At 73.0% G+C, this 23,136-nt stretch carries 23 protein-coding genes, 1 tRNA gene and 1 pseudogene; 11 read left to right on the forward strand and 14 right to left on the reverse strand.

Annotated features, from left to right (window positions below):
* Positions 1-87 precede the first annotated feature (87 nt).
* The 5 genes from ACW62_RS06145 to ACW62_RS06165 form a co-directional block, all read right to left on the reverse strand.
* Positions 88-1,080: an Abi family protein gene (locus tag ACW62_RS06145; RefSeq protein WP_053203215.1), complete on the reverse strand. Its 993-nt coding sequence runs from the start codon at positions 1,078-1,080 to the stop codon at positions 88-90.
* 20 nt (positions 1,081-1,100) lie between these two features.
* A complete protein-coding gene (locus tag ACW62_RS06150) occupies positions 1,101-1,484 on the reverse strand; it encodes a DEAD/DEAH box helicase family protein (protein WP_053203216.1) in 384 nt (127 codons plus the stop codon).
* 589 nt (positions 1,485-2,073) lie between these two features.
* A complete protein-coding gene (gene lysA / locus ACW62_RS06155) occupies positions 2,074-3,483 on the reverse strand; it encodes a diaminopimelate decarboxylase (protein WP_053203217.1) in 1,410 nt (469 codons plus the stop codon).
* A gap of 2 nt (positions 3,484-3,485) precedes the next feature.
* The gene (gene argS / locus ACW62_RS06160) at positions 3,486-5,144 is read right to left on the reverse strand and encodes an arginine--tRNA ligase (protein WP_053203218.1); all 1,659 of its coding nucleotides are present in this window, start codon (positions 5,142-5,144) and stop codon (positions 3,486-3,488) included.
* The gene (locus tag ACW62_RS06165) at positions 5,141-5,416 is read right to left on the reverse strand and encodes a helix-turn-helix domain-containing protein (protein WP_053203219.1); all 276 of its coding nucleotides are present in this window, start codon (positions 5,414-5,416) and stop codon (positions 5,141-5,143) included. Before ACW62_RS06165 ends, argS begins: the two co-directional genes overlap by 4 nt.
* Between ACW62_RS06165 and ACW62_RS35100 the strand changes: the two genes are divergently transcribed.
* Both ACW62_RS35100 and ACW62_RS06175 read left to right on the forward strand, forming a co-directional pair.
* A complete protein-coding gene (locus tag ACW62_RS35100; protein ID WP_053203220.1) occupies positions 5,415-5,738 on the forward strand; it encodes a helix-turn-helix domain-containing protein in 324 nt (107 codons plus the stop codon). The genes ACW62_RS06165 and ACW62_RS35100 overlap by 2 nt on opposite strands.
* A gap of 69 nt (positions 5,739-5,807) precedes the next feature.
* Positions 5,808-6,962 (forward strand): DUF418 domain-containing protein, encoded by a 1,155-nt coding sequence (locus ACW62_RS06175; RefSeq protein WP_053203221.1) that lies wholly within the window; start codon positions 5,808-5,810, stop codon positions 6,960-6,962.
* 879 nt (positions 6,963-7,841) lie between these two features.
* Here the strand turns inward: ACW62_RS06175 and ACW62_RS06180 are convergent.
* Positions 7,842-8,399 (reverse strand): dihydrofolate reductase family protein, encoded by a 558-nt coding sequence (locus ACW62_RS06180; RefSeq protein WP_053203222.1) that lies wholly within the window; start codon positions 8,397-8,399, stop codon positions 7,842-7,844.
* A gap of 100 nt (positions 8,400-8,499) precedes the next feature.
* On the opposite strand from ACW62_RS06180, the gene ACW62_RS06185 reads away from it, so the two are divergent.
* A complete protein-coding gene (locus ACW62_RS06185; protein WP_053203223.1) occupies positions 8,500-9,315 on the forward strand; it encodes a discoidin domain-containing protein in 816 nt (271 codons plus the stop codon).
* Positions 9,316-9,618: 303 nt separating this feature from the next.
* The gene (locus tag ACW62_RS06190; RefSeq protein WP_053203224.1) at positions 9,619-12,438 is read left to right on the forward strand and encodes an AfsR/SARP family transcriptional regulator; all 2,820 of its coding nucleotides are present in this window, start codon (positions 9,619-9,621) and stop codon (positions 12,436-12,438) included.
* A 6-nt stretch (positions 12,439-12,444) separates the two neighbouring features.
* Here ACW62_RS06190 and ACW62_RS06195 read toward each other — a convergent pair whose 3' ends face one another.
* Positions 12,445-12,966 carry a hypothetical protein gene (locus ACW62_RS06195; protein WP_053203225.1) on the reverse strand — a complete coding sequence of 174 codons (522 nt, stop codon included), beginning with the start codon at positions 12,964-12,966 and terminating at the stop codon, positions 12,445-12,447.
* A 187-nt stretch (positions 12,967-13,153) separates the two neighbouring features.
* Between ACW62_RS06195 and pdxR the strand changes: the two genes are divergently transcribed.
* Positions 13,154-14,578: a MocR-like pyridoxine biosynthesis transcription factor PdxR gene (gene pdxR, locus ACW62_RS06200; RefSeq protein WP_053203226.1), complete on the forward strand. Its 1,425-nt coding sequence runs from the start codon at positions 13,154-13,156 to the stop codon at positions 14,576-14,578.
* A gap of 256 nt (positions 14,579-14,834) precedes the next feature.
* On the opposite strand, the gene ACW62_RS06205 is transcribed toward pdxR, so the two are convergent.
* Entirely contained in the window at positions 14,835-15,389 is a 555-nt protein-coding gene (locus ACW62_RS06205) for a hypothetical protein (protein WP_053203227.1), read from the reverse strand.
* A gap of 136 nt (positions 15,390-15,525) precedes the next feature.
* On the opposite strand from ACW62_RS06205, the gene map reads away from it, so the two are divergent.
* On the forward strand, positions 15,526-16,293 hold the full coding sequence (gene map / locus ACW62_RS06210; RefSeq protein ID WP_053203228.1) for a type I methionyl aminopeptidase: 768 nt from the start codon (positions 15,526-15,528) through the stop codon (positions 16,291-16,293).
* A 53-nt stretch (positions 16,294-16,346) separates the two neighbouring features.
* A tRNA-Arg gene (locus ACW62_RS06215) sits at positions 16,347-16,422 on the forward strand.
* 45 nt (positions 16,423-16,467) lie between these two features.
* Here ACW62_RS06215 and ACW62_RS06220 read toward each other — a convergent pair.
* The 5 genes and pseudogenes from ACW62_RS06220 to ACW62_RS36465 all read right to left on the reverse strand — a co-directional run.
* The gene (locus tag ACW62_RS06220) at positions 16,468-17,046 is read right to left on the reverse strand and encodes a hypothetical protein (RefSeq protein ID WP_053203229.1); all 579 of its coding nucleotides are present in this window, start codon (positions 17,044-17,046) and stop codon (positions 16,468-16,470) included.
* Between the two features lie 47 nt (positions 17,047-17,093).
* Complete coding sequence (locus ACW62_RS06225; protein ID WP_053203230.1) at positions 17,094-17,606, reverse strand: hypothetical protein; 513 nt, start codon at positions 17,604-17,606, stop codon at positions 17,094-17,096.
* Positions 17,603-19,180: a C2 family cysteine protease gene (locus ACW62_RS06230; protein WP_053203231.1), complete on the reverse strand. Its 1,578-nt coding sequence runs from the start codon at positions 19,178-19,180 to the stop codon at positions 17,603-17,605. The genes ACW62_RS06225 and ACW62_RS06230 overlap by 4 nt, the downstream gene beginning before the upstream one ends.
* Positions 19,181-19,184: 4 nt before the next feature.
* Positions 19,185-19,430, reverse strand: a complete 246-nt coding sequence (locus ACW62_RS06235; RefSeq protein WP_053203232.1) for a hypothetical protein — start codon at positions 19,428-19,430, stop codon at positions 19,185-19,187.
* A gap of 103 nt (positions 19,431-19,533) precedes the next feature.
* A pseudogene (locus ACW62_RS36465) lies at positions 19,534-19,962 on the reverse strand (LuxR C-terminal-related transcriptional regulator); the annotation flags it as partial.
* A 44-nt stretch (positions 19,963-20,006) separates the two neighbouring features.
* Here ACW62_RS36465 and ACW62_RS06245 point away from each other — a divergent pair.
* From ACW62_RS06245 to ACW62_RS06260, 4 genes are all read left to right on the forward strand, one after another.
* Positions 20,007-20,846, forward strand: a complete 840-nt coding sequence (locus tag ACW62_RS06245) for an FtsX-like permease family protein (RefSeq protein ID WP_053203233.1) — start codon at positions 20,007-20,009, stop codon at positions 20,844-20,846.
* Between the two features lie 82 nt (positions 20,847-20,928).
* Positions 20,929-21,117 carry a hypothetical protein gene (locus tag ACW62_RS06250; RefSeq protein ID WP_053203234.1) on the forward strand — a complete coding sequence of 63 codons (189 nt, stop codon included), beginning with the start codon at positions 20,929-20,931 and terminating at the stop codon, positions 21,115-21,117.
* Between the two features lie 52 nt (positions 21,118-21,169).
* Positions 21,170-21,637 (forward strand): MarR family winged helix-turn-helix transcriptional regulator, encoded by a 468-nt coding sequence (locus ACW62_RS06255; protein WP_053203235.1) that lies wholly within the window; start codon positions 21,170-21,172, stop codon positions 21,635-21,637.
* A complete protein-coding gene (locus ACW62_RS06260; protein WP_205629169.1) occupies positions 21,622-22,185 on the forward strand; it encodes a GNAT family N-acetyltransferase in 564 nt (187 codons plus the stop codon). Before ACW62_RS06255 ends, ACW62_RS06260 begins: the two co-directional genes overlap by 16 nt.
* Here ACW62_RS06260 and ACW62_RS06265 read toward each other — a convergent pair.
* Positions 22,169-23,107: a beta-ketoacyl-ACP synthase III gene (locus ACW62_RS06265; RefSeq protein WP_053203236.1), complete on the reverse strand. Its 939-nt coding sequence runs from the start codon at positions 23,105-23,107 to the stop codon at positions 22,169-22,171. The genes ACW62_RS06260 and ACW62_RS06265 overlap by 17 nt on opposite strands.
* Positions 23,108-23,136: the final 29 nt, after the last annotated feature.

Below are 23,136 nucleotides of genomic sequence, written 5' to 3' on the forward strand. Positions count from 1 at the left end.
GAGACCCTGGCTCATCGCCGGAGATCGGGCCCCAGAAGATGTCGCCATCGGCGAGTTCCGAGAAGCCAGTTCCCGCGAGGGCCACGGTCAGGAACGCCAGAGGTCGAGCGACTCCCAGCCTTGGGGAACCCCCAGCGACTCGATCGTCAGTGGGTGCGAGGCAGGGAACTCCTGCAGCAGCGCGACGAGGCGTTGGTTCCACACCGTCTCAGTTTCGATCGAGGGGAGGAGGTAGGCGATCACCGCGAGGGCGTTGTAGGTGCCGAAGACGCCCTTGGCGGTCTCCGTGGCACGGAGATGGTCAAGGGCGGGCACCTGTCCGACCTTGGGCCGCGCTGGGGCATGCTGGAGCTTCCGGTTGAACAGCCGGGCGTGGTGAGCGGCCACGTTCCGCACATAGTTCAGGCTGGCGAGCCAACTGACCATGATCTTCTTCGTCGGGACCCCGAACGCTGTGGCGATCTCCTGCGCGTCCTGCTGGCGCAGCGCCCTGTAGAGGACGGAGACCTGACCGAGCTCTAGGATCTCGGTGAGCGTCCAGACCGGTATCCGATTGTCGTACTTCTCCCGGAAGTGGGCGACGAACTGCTCATCCGACTTTGCCCGCCGCTCGTCGACCCGCCGCAACCACCTCGCGTGGGAGCTGGGAGTCGGCTTCCCGGTGTCGGGGTCTGTGCCCGCTTCGGTGAACGTCTCGGTGAAGCTTGCGGGGTCCTGGTGCGCGAAGGCCGAGGCGCGCCCGAGCACGTACCCGACCCGCATCCGCACCGCGACCTCGATGCGCTCGACCCCGTCCATGACGAGCATTCTCAGCCGCCGGTCGAAGTCGATGACCGACTCGATATGGCGCAGCATCGTGCCCGGCCGGTAGCCGCTGAGCACCCTGGTGCGTTCTCGGCCCTCGTCGTCGACGAACTGCTCGGACTCCCTGAACGGGTAGAGGTAGCCGGTCAAGCGGTAGTAGCCGACCGCTTTCAGGAGCGCGGCCGCGCGGTCCCGGTCACCCACGTCGGCTCCGCGGCTTGCCAGGCGCTCGACCTGCTGCTCAAGAGACAGCCAGGGCTTCGTGTACTCCACCATGAAGATCCTTGGACAGAAAATCAGCCCGCGCCTTGTGGCAACGGGCTGATCATGATGTGGTCAATGCTACCACGGTCAGCTGACGGATCTTCCGAGGCTGCCTGTGCCGCCCGATCCCAGTAGTTCGTCGCTAGGCGACCCTGGCACAGGCCGACACGTCGCACCGCCCGACCCGGGAGCCGGCTCCGCCACGCGCCGGCCGGACCGGCGTGGATCATGGCATGGAACCGGGGATGCTCCTGCGCGGTGGCCCGGCCCGCCCAGCCGTGCTCGGCCCGGTCGCCGTCGTACACCCGCGCCTCGTGAGCATCGGCCAACGCCCGGGCGACGGTGCTCTTGCCCGCACCGGTGCCGCCGCCGATCCAGCGCACGTGTGCGAGCCTCCGGGCAAGGTCGTCAGCCACGGCGGCCAGGCTACCCGGGCGCGCGCGAGAGGATCGGCGCCATGTGCCTCATGCGCTCACGCTGCGCCGATGATCTTGAGCGGCCCAGGCGCACGTCGGCCCAGCGAGGGCTGGGCCGGGTGCGATCACGGAGGACTCGCCGCCGCCGGGTCGGGGCGGCAGGCGGTGTCTCCGGATCGAGGAGCCGGCTATCCGCTCACCTCCATGGCGAGCGACACCGCGAGGCACAGCACCAGGCCGAGTGCCAGACCGGCGACCTGATACTGACCACGCGGGCTCACCAGCCACCTGCGCAGGCGAGCTGGTGCGCGTCGCGTTCCGGAGCAATACACCACCGGGTTCCTGCCCTTCTGAACGAGGGCTCCCAGGGGTGAAACCGCTGCTACGGCCGACCGGGAGCCAATTGCTGGCGGTCCCGGCCGGGACTCCAGTTATTGAGTTGTGCCCATATGGTCGGCGCGCATCGACAACCGGTCAACCCCCGAGTTACGCTCGAAATCGCGCCGGGTGAGGTGCTGCTACACCGTCGACCCCGGTAGCGGCGGGTCGCGGCGCGCCTTTCGGACCACCGGGATTCCCGCGCCGCGGCTCAGCCGACGTCGAGGGCCAGGAGGTCGTCCTCGGTCTCGCGGCGCATGATCAGCCGGGCGTCGCCGGCGCGGACGGCGACGACCGCTGCGCGCGGGACGTGGTTGTAGGTGCTGGCCATGCTGCGGCAGTAGGCGCCGGTGCCGGGGACGGCGATGAGGTCGCCCGCCGCGACGTCGCCGGGGAGGAACTCGTCCTTGACGACGATGTCGCCGCTCTCGCAGTGCTTGCCGACGACCCGCGACAGCACCGGCGCCGCCGACGAGCCGCGCGAGGCGAGCGTGCACGAGTAGTCGGCGTCGTACAGGGCGGTGCGGATGTTGTCGCTCATGCCGCCGTCGACGGCCACGTAGCGGCGCGACGCCCCACCGTCGAGCGGGACGGACTTGACGGTGCCGGCCTCGTAGAGCGTGAACGTCGACGGGCCGGCGATGGCGCGGCCGGGCTCGACGCTCAGGCGCGGGACGGCCAGGCCGTAGCCGGCGCATTCGTGCTCGATGATCTCGGCCAACCCGGCGGCCAGGGCGGCCGGCGGCTGCGGGTCGTCCTGGCTGGTGTAGGCGATGCCGAAGCCGCCGCCGAGGTCCAGCTCGGGCAGCTCGAGCCGGTGCTCGTCGCGGACGGCGGCCTGCAGGCCCAGCACCCGGCGGGCGGCCACCTCGAAGCCGGCGGTGTCGTAGATCTGCGACCCGATGTGCGAGTGCAGCCCGAGCAGCCGCAGCGACGGCGACCTCAGCACCGCCCGCACGGCCTCGGCCGCCTCACCGGAGGCGATGGAGAAGCCGAACTTCTGGTCCTCGTGCGCCGTGGCGATGTACTCGTGCGTGTGCGCCTCGACGCCGACCTTGGTGCGGACGAGGACGGCGGCCCGGACGTCGCGGGCGGCGGCCAGCGTGGCCAGCCGGTCGATCTCCTCGAAGGAGTCGACGATGATCCGGCCGACCCCGGCGTCGAGGGCGCGGACCAGCTCGGCCACTGACTTGTTGTTGCCGTGCAGGCCGATACGCGCGGCCGGGAACCCGGCCCGCAGCGCCACGGCCAGCTCGCCGCCGGAGCAGACGTCGAGGTTGAGGCCCTCGTCGGCGACCCAGCGGGCGGTCGCGACGGACAGGAACGCCTTCCCGGCGTAGTAGACGTCGGCGCCGCCGAGGACGGCGCCGAACGCGGACCGGAACGCCCGCGCGCGGGCGCGGAAGTCGTCCTCGTCGATGACGTAGAGCGGAGTGCCGAACTCGGTCGCCAGCTCTTTGACGGACACGCCGGCGACCCGCAGCACGCCGTCGTCGTCGCGGGCGACGCCGGCCGACCACAGGCCCGGGTAGAGGGCGTTGACGTCGTCGGGTTCGCGCAGCCAGGACGGGCCGCGGTGGCCGGCCTCCGCGTGCAGGGCGCCGGCTTCGTGTGCGCGCATGGTTACATCCGATCTGGTGCGACGACGCCGAGCAGGCCCAGGCCGTTGGCGAACACGACCTTGGTGGCCTCGACCAGCCAGAGCCGGGCGCGGTGCACGTCGGTGACCTCTTCGTCACCCATGGGCAGCACCCGGCAGGCGTCGTAGAACTTGTGGAAGGTGGAGGCGGTTTCCTCCAGGTACCGGGCCACGCGGTGCGGCTCGCGCAGCTCGGCCGCCGCCGCGACCAGCCGCGGGAACTCCGCCAGTGCGGCCAGCAGCAGCGACTCGCGCTCGTGGTCGAGCAGCTCGGGCCGCAGCTCGCCCCTGTCGATGCCGAGCTCGGCCGCGTTGCGCTGGATGGACGCCAGCCGCGAGTGCGCGTACTGCACGTAGAAGACCGGGTTCTCCGGCGCGTGCTTGGTGATCTGGGCGACGTCGAGGGTCAGCGGGGAGTCGGCCGGGTAGCGGCACAGCGAGTAGCGCAGCGCGTCGACGCCGGCCGCCTCGACCACCTGGCCGAGCGTCAGCATGGTGCCCGCGCGCTTGGACAGCCGCAGCTCCTGGCCGTCCTGCACGATCTTGACCAGCTGGCCGATCGGGATCTCGATGTTCTTCTCGGGGTCGTCGCCCGCGCACGCCGCCAGCGCCTTGAGCCGGCCGATGTAGCCGTGGTGGTCGGCGCCGAGCAGGTAGACGCAGATGTCGAAGCCGCGCTCGCGCTTGTCGACGTAGTAGGCGGCGTCGGCGGCGAAGTAGGTGAACTCGCCGTTGCTGCGGCGCAGCACGCGGTCCTTGTCGTCGCCGAAGTCGGTGGTGCGCATCCACAGCGCGCCGTCGGCCTCGAACAGGTGGCCCTGCTGGCGCAGGACGTCGAGCGCGTGCTCGACCCGGCCGTTCTCGTGCAGGCTGCGCTCGGAGTACCAGACGTCGAAGTGGGTGCGGAACTGCTCCAGCTGGGACTGCTGCTCGGCCAGCTGCAGGCGGTAGCCCTCGTCGCGGAACACGACGAGCTGCTCGTCGCGCGGGCGGTCGAGCAGGCCGGGGTGGTCCTCGACGATGGCGGCGGCGAGGTCGGCGACGTACTCGCCGTGGTAGCCGTCCTCGGGCACGGCCTCGCCGTGCGCCCGGGCCATGATGGACGCGCCGAACTTGTCCATCTGGGCGCCGCGGTCGTTGATGTAGAACTCGCGGGTGACGGCGGCGCCGGCGGCCTCGAGCACCCGGGCCAGCGCGTCGCCGACGGCGGCCCAGCGGACGTGGCCGAGGTGCAGCGGGCCGGTCGGGTTGGCCGAGATGAACTCGACGTTCACGGTGGTGCCGGCCAGCGCGTCGCCGCGGCCGTAGGACTCGCCCGCCTCGACGACGGTGCGGGCCAGTTCACCCTGCGCGGCGGCGGAGACGGTGATGTTGAGGAACCCCGGCCCGGCGATGTCGACCGACTCGACGCCGCCGACCTCGCGCAGGCGGGCGGCCAGCAGTTCGGCCAGCGCCTTCGGGTTGGTGCCCGCCTTCTTCGCCAGCTGCAACGCGACGTTCGTGGCGTAGTCGCCGTGGTCGCGGATGCGCGGTCGCTCGACGGTCACCTGGGCAGGCACGCCGTCGGGCAGGGCGAGGTCGCCCGCGTCGACGGCGGCGGTGAGGACGTCACGTACCGCGGCGGAGAGCTGTTCGGGGGTCACCGGCCAAGCGTAGCCATTTCGGCGGCGTCACCGACGGCCAGCCCGGAGAGCAGGCCGTCGAGCGACATGCCGAGCACGTCGGCGACCGCCACGACGGTGAAGAAGGCCGGCGTGGGGATGCGGCCGCGCTCGATCTTGCGCAGCGTCTCGGGCGAGATGCCGGCCTGCGTGGCGACGTCGGCGATGCTGCGCTCGCCCCGCGCGGTGCGCAGCGCCAGGCCCAGCCGCTCGCCGCGTTCGCGCTCGGAGATCGTCAACGGGACTCGCACCATGGCACCGATAGTAATACCGGCACCGGGCGGTCGCGGCCTGCTGACGGCCTACGAGACCGTCTCCTCGTCCGCCGGCGGTCCGCCGCGCGTCGAGTACGAGTTGACCGACGCGGGCGAGCGTGAGTACCTCACGCTGCTGGGCCGGGCGCTCGCCGCACCCGACGCCGCCATGGACGTGCTCGCCGCCGCCGTCGGCCTGATCGAGGACCTGCCGCGCGACGAGGCGCTGCGGCTGCTCCGCGAGCTGCCGCTCACCGACGCCGAGACCGACGCGCTGGCCGGCCTCGACGATCTCGAGGCGGTCCTGCGGCAGCCGACGTAGCCGATGGTCGCGGCGGCCTCGACTTTGGTCCGATGCGCGACGCGGCCGCCACCCGCGAGGCTCGTCACCATGGCCACGACTCCGCAGGCCCGCCCCGCCGGTCCCACCGCCACGTCCGAGCGTGCGCTGGGCCCCGACCTCGCGCGCGGCTTCATGCTGCTGTTCATCGCGCTGGCCAACTCGCACTACTTCCTGCGCGGCGACGTCGTGCGCGGCGGGTTCCCGATGGACGGGTCGCGGCTGGACTCCGCGGTCACCTGGCTGATCGCCACGTTCGTCGACGGCCGGGCGTTCCCGATGTTCGGCCTGCTGTTCGGCTACGGCGTGGCGCACATCGTCCGGCGCAACGAGGCACTCGGCCCGCGCGGCGTGCGGCGGCTGCTGTGGCGGCGCAGCCTGGTGCTGATCGTGGTCGGCTTCCTGCACGCCATGCTGCTCTTCGTCGGCGACATCCTGGCCGCGTACGGCGTCCTGCTGCTGCTCGGCGCATGGACGGTGCGCTGGCGGGCCCGCTGGCTGGCGCTGCTGGCCGCCGCGTTCTTCGCGCTGGGGCTGCTGCCGTCTGCCGACTCGCTGTCGATCTCCACCGATCCACCCGACGCATCGATGCTGTCGCCCGACCTCGTCACCATGTTCTCCGAGCGCCTCGTGGTGCAGCCGCTCATCATACTGCTGGGCCCCATCGGCTTCGCCTGCCCGTTCCTCGTCGGGCTGCTGGCCGGGCGGGCGCGCGTCCTGGAACGGCCGGCCGAGCACCGCCGGCTGCTCACCGTCACAGCGGTCGTGGGCATCACGGTCGCCGTGCTCGGCGCCCAGCCGGTGGCGCTCATGCTGGCCGGCGTCACCGACGTGCCCAGCCAGTCGACGCTGGAGCTGATCGGCTCGCTGCACGACTGGTCCGGCGTGCTGGGCGGGTTCGGCTACGCGGCGCTGATCACGCTGGTGGCGGCCCGGCTGACCGGGCGGACCGGCCGGATCATCGAGGCGATCCGGGCCACCGGGCAGCGCTCCATGACCTGCTACCTGCTGCAGTCGGTGGTGTGGACGGCGGTGTTCACGCCGTTCCTGCTCGACCTGTCCGGCACGCTGACCGTGACCACGACCGCCCTACTGGCGACGGCGACATGGGCGGCCACCGTCGTCGTCGCCGACCAACTGCGGCAGCACGGCCGGCGCGGCCCGTTCGAGGTACTGGTCCGCCGCGTGACCTACGGGCGGCGCTAGGGATCCTTCTATGTTCGTCAAGTCGGGTTGGTGGTTGTGGCGGTGCCTTGGCACTGCTGATCGTGCTGGATTTCGGGACGAACGGGACGTTCGGGCGGCGGTCAGCCTAGCCAAGGTGATGGCCGGTGACCGGGTGAGGTGACTGTCGCCGGGCGACCGTGGCCTCACTGATCAAGGGTGCGTGCCCAACCGCGGCCGGTGCTGCTGGGAGGGGCCGCTGCCGACCGTGCGCCGGCGGCCGCACGTTGGCCGTCTGGGCACACCTCGCCGCCGGCTGCCGTGGCCCCGGGTCCGCCACGGCACACCCACCCGCCGAGTTGATCATGGTGAAATCGGGGTTCCCGGTCGCTGGGAACCCCGATGTGCCCATGATCAACAGCCACCCCCGGGATGGGGGCGGCCACTTCACGCGCGGCGGGAGCACCTCACCCGCGCAAGGACCGCATGACCGCCGGCGACGACGCTCATCCGGTGCTGCGGCGGGTGACGTGCCCACCACGCGAGTGACGTCGACGATCTGAGCCGTGGACAAACGGTGCACCGGCAGGAACGGCGAACGCCAGCCAACGGCGAACGGTGCACCCGGGCGGGCTCTGCCCGCACTTCCCCCGTCCCCCTGATAGCGCCCGGGGCCGCGGTGCCGCGGGTCAAGCGGTGCTTCGCTCGCGCGAAGCGCCATCAGTCCGCTTGAGGCGCGGTGCCGCGGCTGAGAAAAAGGGGCAGCAGGGGGACGGCCCACTGCCGCACGGCGGCGAACGGCAGCAAAGCGGCCAACGCGGCACGATCGCCGGCGCGGTTCCGGTGGCTCCTCGTGCACAGGGTGACGGCAACGGAGTCGGCGGCCGGCCCGCGATCGGTCGCCGGGCCGGCCGGGCCGCGTCAGGTGCGCGGAATGTCGGTGCCGGTGGGCCGGTACTCGGTGAGCACGATGCGCCCGTCGAGGATCCGGCTGCTGGTCAGCTCCAGCTCGGTGGCGGCGATGTCGGCGAAGAACGGGTCGCGGCCGGAGTCGCCCACGACCAGTGGGAACGTCATCAGCCGCAGGCGGTCGACCAGGCCGGCGTCGATCAGCTGCCGGGCCAGCGAGACGCTGCCCATGGTGCGCAGCTCGACGTCGCCCTCCTTCAGCCGCCGGATGTCGCCCTCGAGGTCGTGACACAGCCGGGTGTTCGGCCAGTCGGTCTGGGTCAGCGTCCGGGTGAAGACCACCTTCGGCAACTCGGTCCACTGCTGCCAGCCGTCGTCGCGGGCCTCCGGCGGGATGGAGGCGAGCGCCTCGTAGGTGACCCGGCCGAGCACCACCAGTTGCGGCGCCGCGGCCTCCGAATTGATCCATTCATCCAGGTCAGGACCCATATATCCGAAGTATCCCGGCGAGGTCTCGCCGCGGGCGAACCCGTCGGCCGAGAGGAAGATGTCCACCGTCAGTGTGCTCATACCGGGGTTGACCGGCGCGGCAGCGAAAACTCATCGACTCGACGACCGGCGGCGGCGTCGCGTAGCGTCTCTCGGCGCAGCGATGAGGAGGGCAGCGAGAATGGCCGTCTGCGGCTCGTGTGGGAACCGCGTCTCCGAGCTGGCGCTGGAGTGCGCCAGGTGCCGCGCCCCCATCGGGGCGACGCCGGAGCCGGAGACGGCGGCGGCCGCGCTCCCGCCCCCGCCGCCGCGCGCCGTGGTGACGCCGGTGGCCGTGGCGCTCGCGCCACCACCCGCACCGCCGGCGCCGACGCCGCCACCACCCCCGCCGGCCCGCGAGCGTGAGGCAGTGTCGCGCACCGTCCTGATCATCGCCGCCGCGGCGGCCCTGATCGTCGTCGCGATGATCACGGTGGCGCTGATCGCCCAGGACCCGTCCGGCGACGACGACGCCGGCGGCGAGGCGGCGGCCGCGGGTGAGGTCGCCGCGACCGCGGAGGTCGAGGTGCCGGGCACCGCGCCGGACGGCGTCGACAGCACCGGCGCGACCGTCGGCTACTCCGCCGCCCAGCTGGTCGACGGCGACCCGAGCACCGCCTGGCGGGTCGAGGGCGACGCCGAGGGCGACGAGATCGTGCTGACGCTGCCGGACGCGCGCACCATCACCGCGGTCGGCATCGTCAACGGCTACGCGAAGGTCGACGAGGAGAGCGGCGACCGCCGCTACGGCCAGAACCGCCGGGTGCTGGCCGCGACCTGGGTCTTCGACGACGGCACCGAGGCGACCTTCGAGCTGGAGGAGACGGTCGAGCCGCAGGTGTTCACGCTCGACGCACCGGTCGAGACGACGACGGTGCGGATCCGCCTCGACGAGGTGTCCGGCCCCGGCGGCCGCGACTTCACCGCGATCAGCGAGCTCAGCTTGACCGGCCGCTGACCGGTCACCCCGTGCGGGAGCCGGACCCGGAAACCGAGGTCGTACGCCGTGGCGATCAGGGACGCCACCAGCAGCATCGCGCGGCGACTAGCACCTTGACCCGACGTGACGACGCTTTGTACAGCGTTCCCCGTTCAACGTGACATTCACGACCGCTGACTGCGTTCGCCGGAAATTCACACATTCGAATCCGGCCGACGACCGATGGCTCGGCGTCCCGGTGGCCGGGAACCCGCGCCGCTTCGTCCGGCGACGTCCGCGTAGCGAGTCGACACGCCGGGTCCGACCCGCAATGCTGTGCCGGTGGGTTCGCAGGTGCGCATCGGTTTGCTAGGCCCGTTCGAGTTGCTCGTCGGCGGGCGGCCGGTGCACCTGGCCGGTGACCGCCAGCGCGCCGTGCTGGCCGCGCTGGCGTCGTCCGCGGGTACCGCGATCTCGGCCGACACCCTCGGCGACCTCGTGTGGGGCGATGACCCGCCGCAGTCGGTGCGGCGCACGGTGCAGACGCTGGTGCTGCGGCTGCGCCGCCAGCTGGGCACCGCGTCGATCGTCAGCCGGCCGCCCGGCTACGCGCTGACCATCGACCCCGACCACGTCGACGTGCTCCGGTTCGACCGCCTGCTGAACCGGACCGGCGGCCTTGCCGATCCGGTCGCCGAACTGCGCACCATCGCCGAGGCGCTGCGGCTGTGGCGCGGTCGCCCGTACGGCGACGCCGCGGCCGGCCGGCTGGAGGAGATCGAGGCGCCGCGCCTCACCGAGCGGTACCTGCAGGCGCTGGAACGCGCCACCGACCTGCTGCTCGACTGCAACGCCGGTCCGGACGCCGGGCTGGCCGGCAGCATCGCCGAACGGGTCCGCGCCGAGACCGAGCGGCACCCGCTGCGCGAGTCGCTGTGGGCCCGGCACCTGCGGCTGCTCGAGGCGGCCGACCGCGGCGCCGAGGCGCTCACCACGTACGAGGCCGTCCGGGTCCGGCTGGCCGACGAGCTGGGCGTCGACCCCGGGCCGGAGCTGCGCCGGCTGCACGCGGGGTTGCTGCGCCAGCCCGCTCCCGCGGCGTCCCCCGCCGCCACCGCCGCCCCCGCCGCACCGGCCGCGCCGCCGCTGATCCGTCAGCTCCCCGGCGACCTCGAGCTGGTCGGCCGGGAGCGCGAGCTGGCCCAGCTCGACGACGCCATGGGAGTCGGCCACCCGGCGGCCGCGGGTGCGCGGCTGGCCACCCTGACCGGTCCGGGCGGCGCCGGCAAGACCGCGCTGGCCGTGCACTGGGCACACCGCACGCAGTCGGCGTTCCCGGACGGCCAGCTCTTCCTCGACCTGCGCGGCTTCTCCGCCGACGCGCCGCTGGAGCCCGGTGCGGCGCTGCGCTCGCTGCTGAGCAGCCTCGGCGTGCCGCCGGAGCAGCAGCCCGACGACGTCGACGCGCGGGCCGGGCTGTACCGCTCGCTGGTCGCCGACCGCCGCATCCTGGTCGTGCTCGACAACGCCCGCGACTCCGCGCAGGTCCGGCCGCTGCTCCCCGGCGGCGCCGGCCGGGCCATCATCACCAGCCGCGGCGCGCTGCGCGGGCTGTCCGCGCGCGAGGGCGCCCGCGGCGTGCTCGTCGACCAGGTGACGGTCGCCGACGCCACGTCGCTGCTGCGGGTGCGACTGCGCCGGCACCGCGTCACGCTCCCCGAGCCGGTCCTCGCCGAGCTGGCGGAGCTGTGCGGACGGCTGCCGCTCGCGCTGGTCATCGCGGCCGAATACGTCGCCGCCCACCACGAGCAAGGCGCCGAGCGGCTGATCCCGCGGCTACGCGAGGAACGCAGCCGCCTCGACGCGCTGGACGAGGACGGCGACGACCCGCTGATCAGCATGCGCTCGGTGTTCTCGTGGTCGTACGCCGCACTCGATCCCGGCACCGCCCGCACCTTCCGGACGATGGCCTGGCTGCTGCCGGTGGACTTCGGGCCCGAGCTGGTGGCCGCCGTGACCAGGCGTCCGCTGCCGCGGGCCACCCGCGTCCTCGACCGGCTGGCCGATCTCCACCTCGCCACGGCCTCCGGCGGCCGGTACCGGTGCCACGACCTCATGCGCAGCTACGCCGCCGAACGGGCCGAGATCGAGGACGACCAACGCGACCTGGACGCGGCCGAGGCCCGCTGCGTCGACTGGTACCTGTACTCGCTGCGCAACGCGATGGACGTCGTCAAGCCGATCGACCACCGCGCCGCCACGCTCTACTTCCCCGCGCCGGCCGTCCCGCCGCTGCGCTTCGACGACCCGGTCGTCGCGCGGGCCTGGTGCGCGGCCGAGGCCCGGACGCTGGCATTCCTCGCCCGCCGCGCCCACGACACCGGCCGCTACGGCGATGCCTGGCGGATGGCCTGGCAGCTCGGCCGGTTCCTGCTGCTGGCTGCGCACAGCGACGACCACGTCGAGCTGGCCCGGCTCGCCGTCGACGCCGCCGCCCACGTCGACCCCGCCGCCCTGTACATCGCCGAGAACGGGCTCGGCACCGCGCTCAGGCAGTCGTGGCGGCCGGAGGCGACCGTCTGGTTCGAGCGGGCCCTGGACGGCTGCCGCGCGGCCGGCGACCCCGGCACGGAGTCCGTCGTCCGGATGAACCTCGCCGTCGCCGTCCACCACAGCGGCGACGTCGAGGGCGCCGTCGAGCAGTTCACCGCCGCCCTGAACGCGGCCCGGCACTGGGAGGCCACCGACCCGCAACGGTCGATGCTGTCGCCCAACCTGGCGGCGCTGCACCTCAATCTCGGCAACTCGCTGACCGCGCTGGAGCGCCACCCCGAGGGGATCGAGCACACCGCGCAGGCGCTCGCGCTGGCCCGGTCCGGCGGCAACCGGATCATCGAGGGCATGTCGCTGGGCAACCTCGCCGAGAGCTACTCGGCCCTCGGCGACTACGCCGCGGCCGAGGACCACTGCCGGCGCGCCGCCGCCGTGCTGCGGTCGATATCCGCGTCCGACGGCCTGGTCGACGTGCTGCTCACCACCGTCGAGGTGATGACGGCGACCGGCCGCCCCGACGACGCCCGCGCGGCCTACGACGAGGCCATGGCGATCCTGCGCGACACCGACGACCCGCGGGCGGGCGCGCTGGCCGCCGCGCTGCGCTGAGCTCCGTCAGTTGCCGGGACGGAACACATTGCAGGTGCCGCTCCCGGTGCCGCCGTACCAGTTGGCGAGAGTGCCGCCGTACGGGCTCCGGAAGTCCCTCCAGTACGACTCGGGGCCGGTCGCGAGGTAGTAGTCGCCGATCATCACCCGGTGCTGCTGGCCGTCCGAGCTGGTCCAGTAGGCCTGCCAGACGTAGGGGTCGCCGTTGACACCACACAGGCCCGAGGTATCGCGGTACCAGTAGCGGATGTACACGGTGTTGCCGTTGTAGAGCGTGTAGGTGCGGCCGGTGATGCGGTCGTAGACCTTGACGCCCGACGCCGGCGCGCTGGTGACGCGGGTGCACGTCTCCGTGGTGGTGGTGCCCTGGCAGTGCCAGAGGCTGGCGGCGTCGGCTGGTCCCGCGGCGGCCACGAGCGAGGCGGCGGCGCAGCCGGCCGCGGCCAGGACTCCGGCGGCGCGGCGGCGCAGGCGGGTGGTGACGGACATGACGGTCTCCTCGGGTGCGGTGACGGTGCCGGTCGGCACGGCACGAGTCCACGGCCGGCGCCCGGCGGCCACCAAGGGCCAATCGCGCCGGTCGAGCGGCGGACGGTCACGGACCGGACACGTGGCCCGCGCCGACGCCAGGGGTGAAGTCGTCGCGACGCCGCCGCGACGCCACACGCGAGTTGGCTGCTGCCGTCAGACCACTCGTAGCCGATGGGACCGCTCCTTGCCACGCCGGATCAACCTCCACGTCCCCCTGGCCGGCGACCGCGACCTCAGCGGCCAGATCCACCGGCGTATCCGGCAGGCGATCCTGGACGGCCTGCTGGAACACGGCCAGCTGCTGCCGTCGACCCGCGACCTCGCCGCCCAGCTGTGCGTGTCCCGCACCACGGTGGGGACGGCGTACGACCGGCTGCTCGCCGAGGGACTGGTGAAGGGGCGGGTCGGGGTGGGGACGTTCGTGACGGCGAGCCCGGCGAGACGGTCGCGGGCGGCGCCGCCGGAGTCGCCGCTGCGGCCGGCCCGGCTGTGGGCCACGCTGCCGGCGTCGCGCAGCGTCGCGACCGCCGACGTCCGGTTCGACCTGCGCCCGGGCCGCCCGGACCCGCGGCAGTTCCCGTTCGCGACGTGGCGCTCGGAGCTGTCGCGGCACACGAACGCCGACGCGCTCCGGACGGCGGCCGGGCCGGGTGGACCCGCGGCGCTGCGCTCGGCGCTGGCCCGGCACCTCGGCGTCGTCCACGGGATCGACGCCGAGCCGGAGGACGTCGTCGTCACCACCGGGTCGCGGCAGGCGGTCCAGCTGGCCGCGCGGGTGCTGCTGGAGCCCGGCGAGCTGGTCGCCGTCGAGGACCCCGGGCACCGCGACGTCGCGGCGCTGTTCACCAGCCTCGGGCTGCGGGTGATCCCGGTCCCGGCCGACGGCGACGGGCTGGTGGTGGACGCGATCCCGTCAGGCGTGCGCTGCGTCTACACCCGGCCGGCCCGGCACTTCCCGCTCGGCCTGACGCTGTCCGACGGCCGGCGGCGGGCGCTGCTCGACTGGGCCGTGCGGGCCGACGGCATCATCGTCGAGGACGGCCACGACGGCGAGTTCCGCCACATCGGACGCCCGCTCGACCCGCTCCGCGCGCTGGACCCGTCCGGCCGCGTGCTCTACGTCGGCTCGCTGGCCCGGCTGCTGCGCCCCGACGTGCGCGTCGGCTACCTCGTCGCGCCCCCTCCCCTGCACGCCGCGCTGCACAAGGCGCAGCGGGTGCTGGACCCGGGGCCGCCGACGCCGGTGCAGCTGGCGGCCGCCGCCTTCGTCCGCGACGGGCAGCTGTCCCGGCACGTCCGGCGGATGCGGGCCGTCTACGCCGAACGACGGGAGCGGATGATCGCCGAGGCGACGCGGCGCCTGGGCGAGCACATCGTCGTCCACCCCACCCCGGCCGGCCTCGACGTCCCCGCCCTGTTCCGCGACCCCCGCCTCGACGACGTCCAGGTCGCCCGGCGCGCGGCCGCGGCCGGCGTCAGCGTCGCCGCGATCTCCGACCTCACGCTGACCGGCCGGTACCGCGGCCTGCTGCTCGGCTTCGGCGCCCTCCCCGCCGACCACGTCGACGAGGCCGTCGCGCTGCTCCGCACCGCCGTCGAGGCCACCTAGATGCAGCTGCCGGGTCTCGGCCGTAGCGAGCACCGCCCAGGTGGATGACTCGCAAGGTGCGAGGACGGACGACTGACGAAACGATCAGGTGACGAAACCGCCCGGCATTCGCGCGTTTATGTCACCTGATCATCTCCACGATGCGGACACAAAACGATCAAGTGACAAAGCCGCGGCGAACCTGAGCGATACGTCACCTGATCATCGGCATCCACCTGGACGCCGCTCGCTACGGCCGAGACTTGGGCGATTCACCCTAGAGCTGGAACACCAGCCCGGCCGCCACCGCGACGTCGACGACGGCGCACCACTCGGCGAACGAGCGGGCCACCACCCGGTTCAGCTTCAGGTGCACGACGTCCCAGACGCCGTGGAACAACCACCCGGCCGCCACCAGATACCGTCCCAGCTCCGGGTCGACGACCAGCCCGGCCAGGCCGATACCGCCGAACACCAGCATGCCCACCGCCTGCAGTTGCAGCGTCCCGTCCCGCCACAACCGCCCGCCGATGGCGTTCCACACCAGCACGACCAGCGCGACCGCCCAGAACACGACGCCGGACGAGATCAGGTCGAGCGCGCGGAGCAGGAAGATCACCGCGAACCCGGCGGCCAGCAACGGCCACGTCGCGCGCCGTCGCTCCAACGTCGCGACAACCAGGTACAGAAGTGGCAGCAGCGGCAGGATCCCGGCGAACATCCACGTCCCGTCGTCGGTGCCGGCGCCGCCGGCCATCAGGGTGGACATGCCGAGGGCGAGCGCGGTGGGCCAGCGTGCGGCAATCCGCCGGTACCAGGGTGTCGTTGTCATGTCCCCAGGCTCCGGCCGATCCGCGCGGCGCCGTAGATGCACGGCGTCACCTCCGTGCCATGCGTTCCGCACGGCCGGACCATGCGCCGACCGGTATAGTTATCGCGACCAGGCTCCACGACCGCGAGGAAGCCGCATGATCGAGTTGAAGACCGCCGCCCAGATCGAGGCGATGCGGGCCGCCGGCCGCGTCGTCGCCGCCGTGCACGCGGAGGTGCGGGCACAGGCCGCGCCCGGGGTGTCACTGGCGGAGCTGGACGAGCTGGCCCGCAAGGTCATCGACGGCGCCGGCGCGGGGTCGTCGTTCCTCGGCTACCACCCGAGGTTCGGCGCCACGCCGTACCCGGGCGTCATCTGCACGTCGGTGAACGAGGTCATGCTGCACGGCCTGCCGACGTCGTACCGCCTGCGCGACGGCGACCTGCTCAGCGTCGACTGCGGCGCCCACGTCGACGGCTGGCACGCCGACGGCGCCGTCAGCTTCGTCGTCGGCACCGCGTCGGTCGCGGACGCCGCGCTGATCGAGACCGCCGAGCGCACCCTCGCCGCCGGCATCGCCGCGGCCCAGCCGGGCGGCCACATGGGTGACATCGGTCACGCCATGTCCGCCGTCGGCCGGGGCGCCGGCTACGGCATGCAGAACGACTTCGGTGGTCACGGCATCGGCCGGGCCATGCACGAGGAGCCGTTCGTGCCCAACGAGGGCCGCGCCGGCCGCGGCCTGGACCTGCGGCCCGGGCTGGTCATCGCCATCGAGCCCAGCCTCCTGGCCGGCGGCCGCGACGGCTACCACATGGCCGACGACGGATGGTCCCTGGTGACCAACGACGGCAGCCGCAGCGTGCACGTCGAGCACACCGTCGCCATCACCGACGACGGGCCGCGCATCCTCACCCTGCCGTGACGGCGACGCGTTCGCTCGGCGCCGTCCGCTGCTGATACCCTTCTCAAGCCCGAGCCCGCGTAGCTCAGGGGATAGAGCGTCTGCCTCCGGAGCAGAAGGCCGTAGGTTCGATTCCTACCGCGGGCACCAGCAGGTATCAGCTGTTTCCGCCGCCCGGCCCCGCGTCGGGCGGCGTCACTCCAGCGGGACGGCCGGGTCGAACGTGACGGCGAGGTCGAGGTGGCTGGTCTCCGGGTCTCCGGTGTCGGTGACGCCGAGGACCTCGTAGCTGAGCGGGCCGTGGGTGACGGTGTCGCCCGCGGCGACCTCGTCGGCGAAGTCGCGTTCGACCCGGGTCTCGGTGGTGGCGCCCTCGGCGTACCAGAACAGCGTGTACTCGAACGTCGCGGTATCGCCGTCGATGACCGTGACGCCGGTGCCGACGTCGGGCCAGAGGCCTGTCGCCTGCAGGGTGACCCGCGGCGTCGCGTCGCCGGCGGCGGAGCGGGCCTGGACGGCGACGTCCTGGCCGGCCGGCGGGGTGACGTGGACGATGGAGAGGTTGCTGCCGGCCGGCGCGTCGCAGGCGACCAGCGCGAAGTCGGACCGGTCGCCGATGGTGTCGCCCTCGACGTCGGGCTCGCACAGGTCGATCGCGACCGTCGGCTCCGTCGGCTCGCCGTCGGGGATCTCGCCCTCGCCCAGCGTCGGGCTCGCCGACGCGCCGGTGTCGCCCGCGTCGTCGCCGCAGCCGGCGAGGCCGAGCGCGAGCACCGCGGCGGCGGCCGCGGCCGCGGCGAGCGTCCGTCCGCGACGGGTGGTCAGGGCGTGTCCTCGGTGAGCGGGACCGACGGGTCGAAGCGGACCGCGAGGTCGACGTGGCTGGTGGCGACGTCGCCGGTGTCGGTGATGCCCAGCACCTCATAGCTGAGCGGCCCGTGCGTGACGGTGTCGCCGACCGCGACGTCGTCGGTGTAGACGACGGCGACCTTGGTCCCGCGCTGCAGCGACCGCTTCGGCGTCGGGCTCCAGGCCAGCCGGTAGGTGAGCGTGGCGCGGTCACCGGCGACGGTGACGTCCTTCCACAGTCCCGACGTGGTGAGGTGCGCCCACGGCGCGGTCTCGCGGTCCGGCGCCGAACCGACCTGGATCGACGGACGCTGGCTGACCGGCGCCGTGATGTGGATGATCGAGAGGTTGGTCCCCGCGGGAGCACCGGCGACGACGCGCGCCTTGGCCGTGCGCGTGTGCACGGTGGGGTCGTCGGCCGGCGGGTCGACGAGGTCGACGGCCACCGTGGCGAGCCCGCCGCCCTCGCGCGGTCGTGCGCTCATTTCGTCACCGCCACATAGGTGAACTCGGGCCAGTCGTCGGCCGGCTCCGGGAACTGACCGGAGTTGAATTCGTCGGGGGTCATCGCGACGACGCTACCCTCACCGCCCCAGGGGTTCATCACCAGAACGTTGCCGTCGTCGTCGAACCCGACGACGGAGTACGCGTGGCCACCGCCGCCCAGGACGATCGGCTTGCCGTCCTCGAACGCCTCCTGCATCTGCTGGAACTTGAGCTCGGGCGGGAGGAAGAAGGGCAACGGCAGTTCGGTCTTGTCGCTGCCGGTGCCGGTGGTCGTCTCCAGCCGGTCCGGGGTGTAGGCGCCGTCGATCTCGACGTAGTTGCCGCCCTGGTACTGCGCCATGGCCTTCTCGTAGATGGACGCCCAGGTGATCTCGCCGTCGAGCTCGTCGCCGTTGTAGGCCGGATTGCCGCCGTCGGCCGGGACGAAGCCGTTGACGGTGACCTGCACGGGGCTGCCGTTCTCGTCGTACACCGTGACCGTGTAGGTGCCGTTCGGGTTCTCCTGGATGTGCCGGTCCAGGAACGTCGGGTCGGCGGCCTGGGCGGCGGCGATGGAGGTCAGTGTGGCGCAGTCGCCGATGCCGCCCTGGTCGATGTCGGTGAAACCGTTGCCGCCGTCGGTGAAGTCGGTGTCGGGTGACATGTCGACGTCGCCGTCGACCCAGCCGTCGGCGTCGCCGTGCAGCGTCGGCTCGAGGTTGGGGACGTCGTTGTGGAACTCCTGGACCTGCTCAGCGCTCATGTTGCGCATGAGGAACGAGCTGAGGCCGAGGGACGGCTGGCCGGGATCGGGCTGCTCGTTGTCGGGGTCGCCCTTGTTGTCGCCCAGCCACTGGTTGAGCGCCGCGCGCTCCTCGTCGTCGAGGTTGTCGAGGGCCGCCTGGACCTCGTCGGCGGAGTAGCCGTTGGTCACCGCCCACTCGTCCCAGTTCGACGGCGGGTCCTCGCCGTCGGAGACCCCGGTGATGGTGTCCTCGATCGCCTGGACCTGGGCCGGGTCGATCAGCTTGCCGGTCTCGAAGTATTCCTGGGCGGCGTCCTGGTCGAGCTGTTCGCCCATGTCGGGCATGCCGGGCGCCTGGATGGGGCTGAACAGGTAGTCGAGCGGGTCACCGACGTTGATGACCGGCTGCATCGACTGCGCGAGCAGGTCGAGGTCGCCGCGCGCGCCGGAGGTCCGCTCGGCGAACTGGCCGCGGATGTCGTCGGCCTCGCCCTCGGACCCCATGCGGTCGAACAGCGTGCCCTCGTCCCATTCCTTGCGCAGCTCGTCGATGGCGGTCTTCGCGGTCTCGGCCTCGTCGCTGATGGTCCGGCAGGCGGAGGCCATCTGGCCCAGGTAGTCGGCCATCTGCGTGGCGTCCTTCGCCTGCTGGAGCATGCGGTTGAGGCGCTCTTCGGGCATCGGCCCCTTCCAGACCGCCTCGGTGGCCGCGGTGGAGGTGTCGTCGGCGATGGCCTGGGCGGCCTCGGCGGCCTTGTCGAACCCCGTCGCCTGCTCGGCCCACACGTCGGCGTCGTGCTCGAACGGGTCGGGCTTCTCGAACCACACGGCGTCAGATGTCCTTGTACTCGTCGTAGGCGGCCAGATCGAGCCGGCCCTGATGGTCGGCGCGGCTGTGCAGCACCTGGAGCACCTCGACCGCCTTGACCCGCGCCTCGGTGACCGAGTCGTCGTTGCGCATGGCGGAGAGGTCGGGCCCGTAGACGTCGGGCTGGGCGTAGTCGGCGTCGGGGGCGACCGCGACGAGGCGATTGCCCGCGGCTTCCACGGACGGCGGGTCGATCTCGTTCGGCGGCACGAGCAGATCGTACGGGGACGAATCCCGGCAATTCAATGCCGTGTGTCGCGCAGTCACACGAACGGCCACGACCGGCGAGCCCGGCGGACGGGGCAGCGCCGGCTCAGCCGCCGGCGCCGTCGAGCCAGGCCAGCACGGCGAGCACCCGGCGGTTGTCGTCGGGCGCCTGCGGGAGGTCGAGCTTGGTGAAGATGCTGTTGATGTGCTTGGTGACCGCGCCCTCCGACACGTGCAGGCGGGCGCTGATGGCGGCGTTGGAGCGGCCCTGCGCCATCAGCGTCAGCACCTCGCGCTCGCGGTCGGTGAGGCGATCGACCGGGTCGGGGCGGTTCGCCAGCAGGCCGGCGACGACCTCGGGGTCGAGGACGGTGCCGCCGGCGGCGACCTGCCGGACCGCGGCGAGGAAGCCGTCGATGTCCGCGACGCGGTCCTTGAGCAGGTAGCCGATGGAGCCCTGGCCGTCGGCGAGCAGGTCGCGCGCGTAGATCGGCTCGACGTGCTGGCTGAGGACGAGAACGGGCAGCGCCGGGCGGGCGGGCGATCCCGCTGCTGGCCACGGTCGTCGCGGTCGTCTTCGTGACCCGCCCGGCCGCGTCGTTCGCCGTCGCCAAGGCCAGCCGGGCCCCGGTGCGCGAGGCGCGGGCCGAGCAGGTGGGCGCCACCCGGCTGCCGCGCTGGCGGCTGATCCTCGCCGCGGCGCTGGTGCTGTACGGCGTGGGCTTCGGCGTCGTGACGATGACCGTCACCGCCCACTCCGACGACCCCTACGACGCGATGATGACGGCCGGCAACGCCTGCGTGCTGGTCAGCATCGGGCTGGCGGTGGCCGCGCCGGTGCTGCTGCGGCGGGTCGCCGGGCTGTTCCGCGGCCGCGGCGCGGCGGCCGAGCTGGCGCTGTCGAACGCGGCCCGCCGGTCGCAGCTGCTCAGCGCCACCATGGCGCCGGTGATCGTGCTGACCGGCGCCTCGGTGGGCACCCTGATGCTGGTCGACGTCGACGTGCGCACCATGGCCGGCACCGGCGGCGCCGACGACGTGACCGCCCTGCTCAACGTCGTGGTCGTGGTGATGATCTCGCTGTTCGCCACCATCATGGTGGTCAACGCCTGGGCCGCCGCGGTGGCGCACCGCCGCGCCGAGCTGCGGCGGCTCTGGCTGGTCGGCGCACGGCCGCGCACGGTGCGCGCGTCCGTCGTCGTCGAGGCGCTGGTGACGGGCGGCCTGGGCGCCGGTCTCGGGGTGCTGGCCGCGCTGACCACCGTCGTGCCGTTCTCCTGGGCGCGCGGCGAGGGCCTCGTCCCCGACGGCGGCCTGTGGCTGGCGCCGGCGCTGGCCGCCGCCGCGATCGCCGTCGCCGTGGTGTCCGCCACGGTGGCCGTGCGACGGGTCCGGTTCGGTAGCGGTCCGGCGTCCTGACACGTTCAGAACGAAAACGTCGTCTCACCCATTGAGCCGTTCCGCGCGCGAGGTGGCGCCGCCGCCGCTAACGTCTTGGTGCGTGGACGCCGCTCGATACCGTGCTCACTGTCCCACCTGCCCGTGGACCAGCCGCGATTTCTCCCGCTACTCGACCGCCGAGAACGCGGCACGCACGCACGCGGAGGAGAAGGACCACACGTGCCACGTCATCGACCAGTACGGGTTGCGGGTCACGGGGTCGACGGTCCGGCCCGGCGAGCAGTTCTGAGGCGCATCCGCAGGTCAGGTCATCTCTCCGACCCCTCGCCTACGCTGGGACGATGGCCGCTACGCGCACGGCCGGCCAAGACCTCGCCGGCCTGGTGCTTCCACTCGCCAAGGCGCTCGCCGCGTTGGAGTCCTCCGTCGCGCGCCGCCACGGAATGACATCGTGGCAGTGCGCCGTCCTGCGCGCCGCCGCCGAGCCGCCGGGCCGCACGCAACGCGAGATCGTCGGCGCCATCGGCTACGACCGCAACCGCATCGTCGCCGACCTCGACGACCTCGAACGGCGGGCGCTGCTGTTCCGCCGCGTCGACGACCTCGACCGGCGCTCCAACCGCATCGAGGTCACGGCGGCCGGGCGGCGGCTGGCCCGGGCCGTCGGCCGCGACCTGCGGGCCGGCGCCGACGACCTGCTGGCGGCGGTCGGTCCGGGCGACGACCGCGAGACGATGCTCCGGGCGCTCGCCGCGCTGCGCGACCGGTGCGCCGACGACGCCTGGAGCACGGCGTGGCTGCGCTCGTGACGTTCACGTTCCGGCCGGTCACCCGGGCCGACCTCCCGCTGCTGGGCCGCTGGCTCGAGCAGCCGCACGTCGCCCGCTGGTGGAACCACGACACCGGTCCCGAGGACCTCGAGCGCGACTTCGGCGGCACCGCCGACGGCGCCGAGCCGGGTGAGGACCTGCTGGCCCTCGACGACGGCGTGCCGATCGGGTTGGTGCAGCGGTCGCGGCTGGCCGACTTCGCCGAGTACCGCGACGAGTTCGCCGCGCTCACCGACGTCCCCGAGGGCGCGGCCACGATCGACTACCTCGTCGGCGATCAGGACCGCGTCGGCCGCGGCGTCGGCACGGCGATGATCCGCGACGTCGTCGACGACACCTGGCGGACGCAGCCCGGCGTGCCCGCGCTGCTGGTCGCCGTCGTCGCCGCGAACAGGCGGTCGTGGCGGGCGCTGGAGCGGGCCGGGTTCCGCCGGGTCGCCGAAGGGCCGATGGAGCCGGACAACCCCGTCGACGACCCGCTGCACTACGTCTACCGGCTGGACCGGCCGGTCACGGACAGCGGATGACCAGCCCCGCGTAGGACAGCCCGCCGCCGAAGCCGAACAGCAGCACCGGCGCGCCGACCGGCAGCTCGCGCCGCTCGACCAGCTTCGACAGCGCGATCGGGATGCTCGCCGCCGACGTGTTGCCGGACTCGACGACGTCGCGGGCGACGACGGCGTTCACCGCGCCGAGGCGCTTGGCCAGCGGTTCGATGATGCGCAGGTTGGCCTGGTGCAGCACGACACCGCCGAGGTCCTCCGGCGCGACGCCGCTGCGCTCGCACACCTGCCGGGCGATGCGCGGCAGCTCGGTGGTGGCCCAGCGGAACACCGCCTGGCCCTCCTGCCCGAACGTGCCGGGACGGCCCTCGATGCGCACCGCGTTCGCCATCTCCGGCACCGAGCCCCACGTCACCGGCCCGACCTCCGGCTCGTCGGCGGCCACCAGCACCACCGCGCCCGCGCCGTCGCCGACCAGCACGCAGGTGGAGCGGTCGGTCCAGTCGGTGAAGTCGGTCAGCTTCTCCGACCCGATCACCAGCGCCTTCGACGCCGCGCCCGCGCGGATCGCGTGGTCGGCGGTCGCCAGCGCGTGGGTGAACCCGGAACAGGCGGTGTTGACGTCGATGGCGGCCGGCGTCGTCATGCCCAGCCGCGCCGCGACCCGGGCGGCCATGTTCGGCGACCGGTCGATGGCGGTGCAGGTGGCGACCACGAGGTAGTCGATGTCCGTGGCCGTCAGGCCGGCGTTGGCCAGCGCCTTCGCGGCGGCGTTCGCGGCCATGGCGTCGACGGTCTCGTCGGCGGCGGCGACGCGGCGGGTCTCGATGCCGACCCGGGAGCGGATCCACTCGTCGCTGGTGTCGACCATGGTGGCCAGCTCGGCGTTGGTGAGCACGCGCTCGGGCTGGTGGTGGCCGACGGCGACCACACGGGAGCCTGTCATGCTCGCAGCGTAGCCACCCGGGGAGGAGC

The sequence above is a fragment of the Jiangella muralis genome, assembly GCF_001270745.1.
GTDB lineage: Bacteria > Actinomycetota > Actinomycetes > Jiangellales > Jiangellaceae > Jiangella > Jiangella muralis.